11 protein-coding genes are annotated in these 11,973 nt (G+C 67.9%); 7 read left to right on the top strand and 4 right to left on the bottom strand.

Going from position 1 to position 11,973, the window contains the following annotated elements; all coding sequences use genetic code 11:
* Nucleotides 1-15: 15 nt before the first annotated feature.
* Complete coding sequence (locus tag GO591_RS11330) at nucleotides 16-1,587, bottom strand: dolichyl-phosphate-mannose--protein mannosyltransferase (protein WP_157156913.1); 1,572 nt, start codon at nucleotides 1,585-1,587, stop codon at nucleotides 16-18.
* A gap of 71 nt (nucleotides 1,588-1,658) precedes the next feature.
* Here GO591_RS11330 and rsmI point away from each other — a divergent pair, with 71 nt between their 5' ends.
* The 7 genes from rsmI to GO591_RS11295 all read left to right on the top strand — a co-directional run bounded on the left by rsmI (nucleotide 1,659) and on the right by GO591_RS11295 (nucleotide 9,151).
* The gene (gene rsmI / locus GO591_RS11325; RefSeq protein ID WP_157156912.1) at nucleotides 1,659-2,468 is read left to right on the top strand and encodes a 16S rRNA (cytidine(1402)-2'-O)-methyltransferase; all 810 of its coding nucleotides are present in this window, start codon (nucleotides 1,659-1,661) and stop codon (nucleotides 2,466-2,468) included.
* A 174-nt stretch (nucleotides 2,469-2,642) separates the two neighbouring features.
* On the top strand, nucleotides 2,643-4,217 hold the full coding sequence (metG, locus tag GO591_RS11320; RefSeq protein ID WP_157156911.1) for a methionine--tRNA ligase: 1,575 nt from the start codon (nucleotides 2,643-2,645) through the stop codon (nucleotides 4,215-4,217).
* Between the two features lie 60 nt (nucleotides 4,218-4,277).
* Entirely contained in the window at nucleotides 4,278-5,174 is an 897-nt protein-coding gene (locus GO591_RS11315; RefSeq protein WP_157156910.1) for a TatD family hydrolase, read from the top strand.
* Nucleotides 5,171-6,010 carry a 16S rRNA (adenine(1518)-N(6)/adenine(1519)-N(6))-dimethyltransferase RsmA gene (gene rsmA, locus GO591_RS11310; protein WP_157156909.1) on the top strand — a complete coding sequence of 280 codons (840 nt, stop codon included), beginning with the start codon at nucleotides 5,171-5,173 and terminating at the stop codon, nucleotides 6,008-6,010. Before GO591_RS11315 ends, rsmA begins: the two co-directional genes overlap by 4 nt.
* A 38-nt stretch (nucleotides 6,011-6,048) precedes the next feature.
* On the top strand, nucleotides 6,049-6,588 hold the full coding sequence (locus GO591_RS11305) for a hypothetical protein (protein ID WP_157156908.1): 540 nt from the start codon (nucleotides 6,049-6,051) through the stop codon (nucleotides 6,586-6,588).
* A gap of 27 nt (nucleotides 6,589-6,615) precedes the next feature.
* Nucleotides 6,616-7,551, top strand: a complete 936-nt coding sequence (locus GO591_RS11300) for a 4-(cytidine 5'-diphospho)-2-C-methyl-D-erythritol kinase (protein WP_157156907.1) — start codon at nucleotides 6,616-6,618, stop codon at nucleotides 7,549-7,551.
* A 748-nt stretch (nucleotides 7,552-8,299) separates the two neighbouring features.
* On the top strand, nucleotides 8,300-9,151 hold the full coding sequence (locus GO591_RS11295) for a hypothetical protein (RefSeq protein WP_157156906.1): 852 nt from the start codon (nucleotides 8,300-8,302) through the stop codon (nucleotides 9,149-9,151).
* Nucleotides 9,152-9,288: 137 nt separating this feature from the next.
* On the opposite strand, the gene GO591_RS11290 is transcribed toward GO591_RS11295, so the two are convergent.
* The 3 genes from GO591_RS11290 to GO591_RS11280 form a co-directional block, all read right to left on the bottom strand.
* On the bottom strand, nucleotides 9,289-10,059 hold the full coding sequence (locus tag GO591_RS11290; RefSeq protein ID WP_157156905.1) for a hypothetical protein: 771 nt from the start codon (nucleotides 10,057-10,059) through the stop codon (nucleotides 9,289-9,291).
* 109 nt (nucleotides 10,060-10,168) lie between these two features.
* The gene (locus GO591_RS11285; protein WP_157156904.1) at nucleotides 10,169-10,837 is read right to left on the bottom strand and encodes a methionine ABC transporter permease; all 669 of its coding nucleotides are present in this window, start codon (nucleotides 10,835-10,837) and stop codon (nucleotides 10,169-10,171) included.
* A complete protein-coding gene (locus GO591_RS11280) occupies nucleotides 10,834-11,877 on the bottom strand; it encodes a methionine ABC transporter ATP-binding protein (protein WP_157156903.1) in 1,044 nt (347 codons plus the stop codon). The genes GO591_RS11285 and GO591_RS11280 overlap by 4 nt, the downstream gene beginning before the upstream one ends.
* Nucleotides 11,878-11,973: the final 96 nt, after the last annotated feature.

Here is an 11,973-nt window from a genome sequence, read left to right as displayed (position 1 = left end):
TCCGTGTGCTGTGGCTCAGCGCCAGTTCGGCAGCCAGTAGTGCAGCTGGATGAACGACCAGGGCACCTCGAGGGCGGTCCAGATCGGCCAGAAGAACACGCTGACCGCGGTCGCGACCGCGAGGATCACGGCAATCAGCCGGATGCCGCCATCCCGCCGCCACCGCGGATCCGCCGGGGTGCCCAGCATCAACCCGAACACCGCGGTGAGCGCCAGGATCAGGAACGACTGGAACGCGATCGTATAGAACTGGAACACGGTGCGCTCGAGGTACATCAGCCACGGCAGGTAGCCGGCGAGCAGTCCCATCAGGATCGCCCCGTGCCGCCAGTCACGGAAGCGGATCAGCCGGTAGACGAGATACAGGGCTGCCGCGACCGACGCCCACCAGATGATGGGGTTCGCCAGATCGAGGATCGTCGAGCCGTAGGTGGTGCCGCCGTGCTCGGTGCCGGCGTAGTACATGCTGGTCGGCCGGATCAGCAGCAGCCAGGTCAGCGGATTCGCCTGGTAGCTGTGCGGCCGGGTCTCGCCGACGTGGTAGTTGTACACCGACACCTGGTAGTGCCAGAAGTTCTGCCAGTCGACCGGCACCCAGGCCAGCGGTCCGGTCCAAGCAAGGTTCCCGTCTTCGACCCAGTGCCGGTAGAAGCCGTCATCGGTGGCGAACCAGCCAGCCCAGGTGATCAGGTAGGCGACCAGCGCGACCGGCACGGTGAGCAGGAAGCTGGCGGGGGCCTGCTTGAGCAGGGTTCCGGAGATCCAGAACGGGATGCCCAGCCGACGCCGATCGAGCGCGTCGACCACGAGGGTGTACACCGCGAAGAAGGCCAGGAAGTACAGTCCGTTCCACTTCACTGCGGCGGCGAAGCCAAGGGTCAGCCCCGCGACGAGCAGCCAGGGACGCCACCACAGAACCGGTCCCCAGTCGGTGGGCCGCGAGGCATCCGTTCTGCTGGCCAGCCAGAGCCGTAATCGGCGTGCGGTCCAGCCGCGGTCGAGCAGAATCGCGCCGAAGCCGAGCAGCACGAATAAGGCGAGGATGCCGTCGAGCAGCGCGACCCGGCTCATCACGATCGCGTTGCCGTCGATCGCGAGCAGGAAGCCGGCGATGGCGGTGAGCGCGGTCGAGCGGAACAGGAACCAGGCGATCAGCATCAGCACGGCGACCAGCAGGATGCCGCAGACCGCGGTGCCGATCCGCCAGCCGACCGGGTTGTCCGCGCCGACCAGGGCGAGGCCGGCGCCGATGATCCATTTGCCGAGCGGAGGATGCACGACGAAGCTCGGCTCGATGGTGTACCCGTTCACCTCCCCGGCGTTGAATGCCGTGTCCGCACCTTCCGGCCAGCGGGACTCGTAACCGAGGTTCGTCAGCGTCCAGGCGTCTTTGACGTAATAGGTCTCGTCGAAGACCAGGCTGTCGGGATGGCCGAGGTTCCACAGTCGGGTGGCCGCCGCGACACCGAGCACTGCGGCCGGGACGCCCCACCGCCAGACGCGCCGGGCGGCCGGGTTGCCGGCGTACCACTCGTCGAGGCGGCTGCCGCGGGGGGCAGCGCTCACCTCGGTCGACACGTCGCCCATGCTAGTCCGGCCACGTGGCGGGCCGCCTGCGGGCGGAGCCACGGCAACTGCGCGGGTGGGAGGATGAACGGGTGATCATCCTCGCGGCGACCCCGATCGGCAATCTTGGCGACGCGAGCCGCCGGCTGGTCGAGGCGCTGGAGAACGCGGAGACCATCGCCGCGGAAGACACCCGCACCGCCGTGCACCTGATGCGTGCCCTCGGCGTCGAGAACCGTCCGCGGCTGATCGCCATGCACGAGCACAACGAGGTCGAGAAGGCCGCCGAGATCGTCGAACTCGCCCGGGACGCGGACGTGCTGGTGCTGACGGATGCCGGAATGCCCGCAATCAGCGACCCGGGTTTCCCGCTCGTCGCGGAAGCAGCGCGCGCCGGAGTCACCGTGACGGCTCTGCCCGGCCCGAGCGCCGTGCTGATGGCGCTTGCCGTGAGCGGGCTGCCGACCGACCGGTTCACCTTCGAGGGCTTCGTGCCGCGCAAGAGCCGGATCGCCTACTTCAGCAAGCTCGCGCACGAGGAACGCACGATGGTGTTCTTCGAGTCGCCGAACCGGCTCGCCGACACCCTCTCCGACCTGGCCGCCGCGCTCGGCGCCGACCGTCGCGTGGTGGTCGCCCGTGAGCTCACCAAGAAGTTCGAGGAAGTGCGTCGCGGCACCGCCGCCGAACTCGCCGAGTGGGCAGCTGCCGGCGTGAAGGGTGAGATCGTGATCGTCGTCGATGGAGCGACGCCCGCCACCGTCGACCTGGAGCAGGGCATCGCCCAGGTGCGGGAACTGCAGGCCGGCGGCATCCGATTGAAGGATGCCGCAGCAGAAGTGGCCGAGGCCACCGGGCTGTCCAAGCGGGCGCTGTACGAGGGTGCGCTCTCCGGACGCTAGCGCGCCGCGGCGCGCGATTCGCGCGGCGGCGCTCGACCTACCGCGGGCCAGTGGGGCAAACGGGCGCCGGGAGCGAGCGGGTCTCGGCGGGCTCGACCAGCGGAGGAGCGCGCAGGCGCCATCAGCAGCGGGGCCTCGCGTAACGGCCGACGGCGGAACCGTAGGATATTAGGCATGTCTGCTGGCAAGCCGTTCTATATCGCCACGCCCATCTTCTATGTGAACGACGTGCCCCACATCGGGCACGCGTACACCGAGGTGGCGGCCGATGTGCTTGCCCGCTGGCACCGGCAGCGTGGTGATGACACCTGGCTGCTCACCGGCACCGATGAGCACGGCCAGAAGATCCTGCGCACCGCGGTGGCGAACAACACCACCCCGCAGGAGTGGGCCGACGAGCTGGTCGAGTCCGCGTGGAAGCCGCTGCTCGAGACCATCAACATCAAGAACGACGACTTCATCCGCACCACCGAGAAGCGCCACGAGGCCGGCGTCAAGGTCTTCCTCGAGAAGCTCTACAACGACGGTTACATCTACCAGGGCGAATTCGAGGGTCACTACTGTGTCGGCTGCGAGGAGTACAAGCAGCCCAGCGACCTGGTGCCCGGAACCGGCGAGTACGAGGGGCAGCAGGTCTGCGCCATCCACTCCAAGCCGGTCGAGGTGCTCAAGGAGACCAACTACTTCTTCCGCATGAGCGAGTTCGAGCAGCGACTGCTCGACCTGTACGAGCAGCGGCCCGACTTCGTGCAGCCCGAGAGCGTGCGCAACGAGATCGTGCAGTTCGTCAAGCAGGGCCTGCGCGACCTGTCCATCTCACGGTCGAGCTTCGACTGGGGCATCCAGATCCCCTGGGATGACAAGCACGTGCTCTACGTCTGGTTCGACGCGCTGCTGAACTACGTGACCGCGATCGGCTACGGCGTCGACGACGAGGAATTCCGGCGCCGTTGGCCCGCCGTGCAGCTGGTCGGCAAGGACATCGCCCGCTTCCACGCGGTGATCTGGCCGGCGATGCTGATGGCCGCCGGTCTGCCGGTGTCACAGCGGGTGTTCGGCCACGGCTGGCTGCTGGTCGGCGGCGAGAAGATGTCCAAGTCCAAGCTCACCGGTATCGCGCCGACCGACATCACCGACACCTTCGGCTCGGACGCGTTCCGCTATTACTTCATGCGCGCGATCAACTTCGGCCAGGACGGCTCGTTCAGCTGGGAAGACCTCGCCGCCCGCTACCAGGCCGAACTCGCCAACGGTTTCGGCAACCTCGCCTCGCGCGTGATCGCCATGGTGAACCGCTACTTCGACGGCGAGATCCCGGCCGCGGGCGAGCTGAGCGACTCCGACCGGGCGATCCGCGTGCGCGAGCGCGCGACGACGGACGCGGCGGATGCCGCGATCGAGAAGCTGGCAATCCACGACGCGCTCGCCTCGATCTGGGAGCTCGTCGACGCCCTGAACGGCTACATCACCGAGCAGGAGCCCTGGCAGCTGGCCAAGAACGACGAGACCCGCGAGCGGCTCGGCACCGTGCTGCACACCGCGGTGCGCGGCCTCGGCACGCTCGCGGTGCTGCTGTCACCGGTGATTCCGATCGCCAGCCAGAAGCTCTGGACCGCGCTCGGCGGCGAGGGCGATGTGCAGGATGTCACGATCACGGATGCCCCGGACTGGGTCGGCGGCGCTCGAGTCTCGGCGCTCGAGGGCACCCTGTTCCCGCGGATCGAGCACGAACCCGTAGTCGCTGGTTGAGGAGCGAGCGCCAGCGAGCGTCTCGAAACCACACCACCGAACGACTGAGGAGCAGCGACCTTGACCGACAACCACCTGCGCACGCGGTACGCCGACGAGGGCCGCAACCTCGAGTACCCGCCGTTGCCTGAAGCGCTCGTGGTGCCGGTGTACGACAACCACACCCACCTTGAGATCGCCGACGGCGAGAACCCGATGGACTACCGGGAGCACCTCGACCGGGCATCCAGCGTCGGCGTGCGCGGCGTCGTGCAGGTGGGCACGGATGTCGCCACCTCAACCTGGTCGGCGGAGATCGCGAGCCGTGAGCCGCGAGTACTCGCCGCGGTCGCGCTGCACCCGAACGACACACCCGAGCTGGCGGCATCCGGAGACCTCGATGACGCCCTGGCGGCGATCGACGAACTCGCCGGCCGGCCGCGAGTGCGCGCCGTCGGCGAGACCGGGTTGGACTTCTTCCGCACCGGCGAGGATGGGCGGGCGGCGCAATTCCGCGCGTTCGAGGCGCACATCGAGATCGCCAAGCAGCACGACCTGGCGCTGCAGATCCACGACCGCGACGCGCACGCCGACGTGATCGCGACGCTGAAGCGGGTCGGCGCTCCCGAGCGCACGGTGTTCCACTGTTTCAGCGGCGACGCCGAGCTCGCCCGCATCTGCACCGAGAACGGCTGGTACATGTCCTTCGCCGGAACGGTGTCGTTCAAGAACGCGGGCACCCTGCGCGAGGCGCTGGATACTGCCCCGCGCAACCTGCTGCTGGTGGAGACGGATGCCCCGTACCTGACGCCCGAGCCGTACCGCGGCCGGCCGAACGCGCCGTACCTGATTCCGCACACCCTGCGGGCGATGGCCGCGCACCTCGGCACCGACGTGTCGATGCTCGCCGCGCAGGTGTCGTCGAACACCGAGGCCGTGTACGGCTCGTGGGAGTCCGAACCGGTCGAGGCGCGATGAGCCTCCTCGGGCCGGCGGAGATCCGCGACCTCGCCGAGCTGCTCGGCATCCAGCCGACTAAGAAGCTCGGCCAGAACTTCGTCCACGACGGCAACACGGTGCGCCGGATCGTCGCCGCCGCGCATGTCGCGCCGGGCCAGACGGTGGTTGAGATCGGGCCGGGACTCGGGTCGCTCACCCTCGGCCTGCTCGAGGTCGGGGCATCCGTCATCGCCGTGGAAATCGACAAGCGCCTGGCCGAGCAGCTGCCGAAGACGGTGGAATTGCTGCATCCGGGTGCGCCGCTCACGGTGGTGACCCAGGACGCGATGACCGTGAGGTCGCTTCCCGAAACGCCGACCGCGCTCGTGGCGAACCTGCCGTACAACATCTCGGTGCCGGTGCTGCTGCATTTCCTCGAGCACTTCCCGACGCTGGATCACGGGCTGGTGATGGTGCAGGCCGAGGTCGGTCAGCGGCTCGCGGCCGGTCCTGGCTCGAAGGTCTACGGGGCGCCGAGCATCAAGGCCGCCTGGTACGGGAAGTGGAAGACCTCGGGATTGGTCAGCCGACAGGTGTTCTGGCCGGTGCCGAACGTGGACTCCATCCTGGTCGGTTTCGAGCGCGGTGTCGCGCCCGGCACCGAGGCGGAACGGCTGGCGACCTTCGCACTGGTGGACGCCGCGTTCCAGCAGCGGCGGAAGATGCTCCGGCAGGCGTTGTCGGTGGTGCTGGGGGACTCGTCCGCGGCATCGGCGCGACTGGAGGCGGCGGGGCTCAAGCCGACCGCCCGCGGCGAGGAGCTGACCATCGACGACTTCCTGGCGATCGCGCGCGTTGGCGAAACCGCTGGTTGAGGAGCGCCGCGAGCGCCGCGAGTGACAGACTGGACCACATGACTGGCGTCTCCCACCACAAGAGCAACCTGAGCGACGAGGCCATGCAGAAGGCCACCGGCAAGCACCCGTCGGAGTGGTTCGAAGCTCTCGATGCCGAGACGGCCACCAACTGGACACACACCGAGATCGCCCGCTGGCTGGTCGAAGACCAGTCCGTGGATCCGTGGTGGGCGCAGAGCGTGACCGTGCGCTACGAGCAGGAGCGCGGCATGCGCCTGCCCGGCCAGCAGGGTGACGGGACCTTTTCGGTCGGGTCGACCAAGACCGTCGCGGCGCCGATCGACACCGTCTACGGCCGGATGATCGAACTGCTCACCGCCGAGTACGGGCAGGACGCGGCATCCGCGAATCGTGCCGCGAAGCGTCCCTACGCGCGCTGGAAGATCAACGGCGAGAGCGTGCTGGCCACCTGTGAGGACCGCGGCGCGAAGACGATGGTCAACCTGACGCACTCCGGGATCATCGACGGCACCCGGGTCGAGCATGCGAAACCGGAACTCGCCCGGCTGCTGACGGAACTGGCTTCGTCTCTCTGACGCTCGCCTGCCGCTAGGTTGGAATCCATGACGGCCGGTCCCACCCCTCGGATGGTGCACACCAGAGCGCCCGGCAAGATCAACGTCTTCCTCAAGGTGGGGTCGCTGCAGGACGACGGCTACCACGATGTGGCCATCGCGTACCAGGCGGTGTCGCTGTACGAGGATGTCCGGGCGTACCCGGCGAACGACTTCTCGGTGTCGGTGAGCGGGTCGGTCGACCTGTCCCGGGTGCCGGCCGACGAGACCAACATCGCCCTGAAGGCGGCGCGGCTGCTCGCCGATCGCACCGGCTACAGCGGCGGCGTGCGGCTGGAACTGGAGAAGCACGTGCCGGTCACCGGCGGCATGGGCGGCGGGTCGGCGGATGCCGCGGCCACACTGCTGGCCTGTGACACGCTCTGGGGCACCGAACTGCCGCGTGACGAGATGATCGCCCTCGCGGCGCAGCTCGGCGCGGATGTGCCCTTCGCCCTGACCGGCGGCACCGCGATCGGCACCGGGCGCGGCGACCAGCTGAGCCCGGCGCTGGCGAAGGGGCACTTCCACTGGGTGCTGGTTCCCGCGGAATTCGGCCTCTCGACACCGGAGGTCTACCGGGAACTCGACGCCCACCGCGACCGCAACGGCACCCAGCTGCTGCCGACGACGCCGACGCCCACCGTGGACATGGCCGTGCTGCACGCCCTACGCGCCGGCGACCCGCACATGCTCGCGGACACCCTGCACAACGACCTGCAAGCCGCGGCGCTGCACCTGGCGCCGTCGCTCACGGGCATCCTCGAGCTCGGGGAAGCGAACGGCGCGCTGGCCGGCATCGTCTCAGGCTCGGGTCCAACGGTGGCGTTCCTGGTGGCAGATGTCGACAGTGCGCTGGAGTTGCAGGTGGCGCTCTCCGCCGCGCGGTTGAACGTGGTCCGGGCGACGGGTCCCGTGCACGGCGCGCGCGTGCTGGGGGAGTAGGGGCCGGCGCGGTCAGACCGCCGGGACGCCCGGGTTTCTGCTGCTCCTAAGACACCCCTGGATCACTCGCGCGCAAGATCCGTCTCGCCGACTTTCGTCTCGCCGATTAGCCAGACTCGCTAGAAGCTGACTCCACCGAAGCTGACTCGCTGACTCGCTGACTCGCTGACTCGCTGACTCGCTGACTCGCTGACTCGCCGACTCGCTGACTCGCCGACTCGCCGAAGGCGACTCGCTAAAAAGTGCCCATGCGCGGCGACTGCATGGGCAATTCTTGGCGAGTCGATCCAAGGTGCGCGTCTCCGAGCGGCTGGTCCTCGCCTTTGACTCGCCAGAAAGCGCCCATCGTCAGCGGAAGCATGGGCCATTTCTGGCGAGTCGATTGCGTCTGCACGTTTCACGAATGCTCCATCAACCCCTCGCTCCACCGACTCGCCAAAAGGTGCCAGTGCTCGGCGGGTGCATGGGCCTTTTCTGGCGAGTCGATTGAAAGCGCGGGTCTGGCGGCGGCATCCGTTCGGACTGACTCGCCAAATGGTGCCCATGCTCGGCGAGTGCATGGGCCATTCTTGGCGAGTCGAGTGCGCTTCCGTGGCGTTTTGGCGAGGAGTTCGTCGGTGTTCTGGTGCGAATTGGGTGGGGAAGGTGCCCCTTGTGGACAACTCGTGCCGTCGACGCGGAAACCGGGCAGTTTGTCTGCATGCAGCGACGGGATCTCCCTCCAACGCTCGCCCGAACTGTGTTCACTGTGGCGACTGCCCGGGACGCCGGAGTTCCAGCGAAACGACTTCGAGCGGCCGACCTCGCTGCGCCGTTCCACGGGGTCCGCAGTTCGGCTGAGGCGGCCACGGATGTCGTGGGCCGATGCCGTGAGTACGTTCCCCGTCTACGTCCGGGTCAGGTCTTCAGCCATGGCACGGCCGCCATGATCTACGGGCTCAGGCTGCCACGGCGCATTGAAGAGGAACGCAACCTGCACGTCGCGGTGCGGCACCCCGCCCGACCGCCGAGAACAACTGGGATCCTCGGCCACGAGATCAGCAACGGGATGTCTCATGGCCAGACGTGGAGCGGGCTGCCGGTCATCGACCCGATCACCGCGTGGATGCAACTCGCGCCGCTGCTCACACTCGACGAACTGATTGTTTGCGGGGACTCCTTGGTTCGTCGCAAGATTCCTCCCGCGACGCTCGACGACGTGCTCGAACGGGTCGACCGCGCGTCTGGATTCCGCGGCATCCGGAACCTGACGCAGGCCGTACCTCAGATTCGCGCCAGGACGGACTCTCGGCCAGAAACGCTTCTGCGGCTGCTCATCGTGCGGGCGGGCTTGCCTGAGCCGCTTGTGGGTTACACGGTGCGCGACTCGAACGGAGACTTCGTCGGCACACCGGATCTGGCGTACCCGAAAGAGCGGGTGGGGCTTGAGTACCTCGGGGACGGTCACCGTACAGACCGGGCGACGTTTGTTGACGACATCAGCCGAACCGAGCGATTCGAGCAGGTCGGATGGCGCGTGGTGAAGGTGGTGTCGGATGACATCTTCATCCGACCGCCGATCCTCATCCGGCGCATCCTTGCCGCGCTGGAAGGGCGCTAGGTGGCTCGCCGCTGGTCGCCGCTGGTCGCCGCTGGTCGCCGCAGGTCGCTGCCGGTCGCCCGCGCCGGCCCGCACGGCTCGGCGGGGAGAGACAACGGCGTCAGCATGGCATCAACCTGCGGTAGCCCGACCCATGCTCAGTGCGGAGGACGCAACTGATCGGCGGGTAGTAGCGCCGTCTTGGCTTGGCACCCGAGCTCCCCGGGCTGCAAAAGGATGCGTGGTACATACAACACGTTGACGCCCGTGGAGGTGCGCTTCACGAGCAGGCAGTCGCCAGCGTCGCCCATCGCGAATCCGATGTCACCGCCATCCACGGTCGCCGCGGGCTCGAACGGCACCTCCCGATCACCGGTCGGTTGCGGCATCCGCGCGGTCACCTCGGCGACGATCTCGTCGGCGGTCATCGTGGCGGGAGCGTTCGTGAGCACCTCGATGACAAGCGCCTCGGTGCCCTCAGGGACGACCTCGACAATTCGCGTGTCCACGGGCGGAGCGATCCGCTGCGCATCGGCTGGGCACTGGATGTCCCGAGCGACTGCCCTGTCGTCGCCGAAGTCTTCGGTGGCGACGCCCCAGAAGTCGAACTCGGACTCGAAGCAGGCCACGTAGGGGTCCCCGTACTCCGAGAGCTGCAACGTCGCCCGGAACTGGAGGGCCCCGAACGGATCGCCGTGAACTGCGTCAGGGTAGGGCTCGTACCCGATCAGCTCGACCATTGACGACTGCGCGGTGGCTGCGTCCGCCCAGCGGGCGTAATCGTCGATGGTGTCGGTGGCGACACGGTAGAGGTCACGCGAGACGTCGGCGACGGCGGCGCGAGCAGAGGATTGCGACCGCGTGTCACTCGCTGGCAGAATGCCGCCCGTGCATCCGGTCAGCGTGCCCGCAACAAGGATGACAAGCACACCAGCGCCGATTTGTGGGCGGGATTCACTAAAGCGCATGGTTACGAGCATGGACGAGGACCGGCGCTGGGGCAACGACCTGGCCGGTCCGCGTCGCGTCGGGCCGGACCTAGTGCCGCAGCGCCTTCCGCGCGAGGTGATTACCCAGCAGCTGCACCAACTGCACCAGCAGGATGATCACACCCACGGTGATCCAGACGACGGCGCTGTTCCAGCGGTGGTGCCCGTAAGTGAGCGCGAAGTCGCCGAGACCGCCGCCGCCGACGATGCCGGCCACCGCCGTTGCATCGATCACGGCGACGAACACGAACGTGTAACCGAGGATGAGCGGGCCGAGGGCTTCCGGCACGAGCAGGGTCAGGATGATCCGCCACGGCCCCGACCCGACTGCCCGCGCTGCCTCGATCACGCCCGGGTCGATCGTGACCAGGTTCTGCTCGACGATCCGCGAGACGCCGAACGCGGTCGCGATCGACAACGGGACGATGGCCGCGGTGGTGCCCAGGAACGTGCCGACCAGGGTCACGGTGAGCGGCGTGGCCGCCACCAGCAGGATCACGAACGGGATCGGCCGCACGATGTTCACGCCGATGTTCAGGATGCCGAAGACCCAGCGGTTCGCTAGGATCGCGCCCGGTCGGGTGACGTACAGCGCGACCCCGAGTGCGATGCCGAGGGCGCCTCCGACGAGCATGGTCACGGCGACCATGTACAGCGTGTCGGTGATTGCCTCAAACAGCAGCGGCGTGTGCCAGTCCCACTCCCAACCCTCGGTCATGCGATGGCCCCTTCCCGGATCGGCGTCGCCAGTTCGGTGACCTCGGTGACCTGCGACAATTCGGCGATGACCGCGTCGATGCCGGCATCCGGACCGGTCAGCTCAATGGTCAGCGAGCCGAACGACCGGCCCTGCAGCGACGAGATGCCGCCGAAGATGATCTCGAATCGAACGTCGTGGGCTCCGGCATCCGAGAGCACCGAGCCGACCCGGTTGCCGTCCGCGATGGCGGCGCTGATGATCCGCCCGGAGTGCGCGGCCCGCAGCCGGTGGAGATCGTCGGTGTCGGGGGTGTCGTGTAGCACGGTACTGACGAAGCGATGCGCGGTAGCGGTAGCGGGAGAGGAGAAGACGTCGAATACGCTGCCCTCTTCGACGATGCGTCCGGCGTCGAGCACGGCAACTCGGTCGGCGATGCGTCGGACGACTTCCATCTCGTGGGTGATCACGACGATGGTCACGCCGAATTCGCGGTTGACCTTCTGCAGCAGGGCGAGCACGTCCTGCGTGGTTTCAGGATCGAGGGCGCTCGTCGATTCGTCGGCGAGCAGGATCCGAGGTGACGTAGCGAGCGCGCGGGCGACGCCGACCCGTTGCTTCTGTCCGCCGGAAAGCTGGTCGGGGTAGGAGTGCGCCCGATCGAGTAGGCCGACGAAGTGCAAGAGCTCGGCGACCCGGGCGTCGCGCCTGGCCTTCGGCCAGCCGGCGACGCGCAGCGGATAGGCCACGTTGCCCGCGACCGTGCGCGAACGGAACAGGTTGAACTGCTGGAAGATCATGCCAATCCGGGCGCGGACCGGGCGCAGGCTCCGTTCGGGCAGGGACTGGATATCGACGCCGTCCACGGTGACTCGGCCGCTGGTGGGCCGTTCGAGTCCATTGATCAGCCGCACCAGGGTGCTCTTGCCCGCACCGGAGTAACCGATGATGCCGAAGATCTCGCCGGCGTTGATCGTGAGGTCGACCGCGTCGACGGCCGTGACCGGGCCGCTCGGGGTGTCGAACGTCTTGCTCACGTTCTCGAATTCGATGATCGCCATGGAGGGTCTCCTTCGTGGGCGGGTGATGCGTGCGGTGTGCGGGGTGGTGCGGGATCTCGACAAGCTCGATCAGCGGGTCCGGTTCGATCAGCGGGC

Origin of the sequence: Diaminobutyricimonas sp. LJ205, from assembly GCF_009755725.1 — a bacterium.
Taxonomy (GTDB): domain Bacteria; phylum Actinomycetota; class Actinomycetes; order Actinomycetales; family Microbacteriaceae; genus Ruicaihuangia.
Note: the sequence above shows the minus strand (reverse complement) of the source record. Positions and strands in the feature narration are given on the sequence as shown.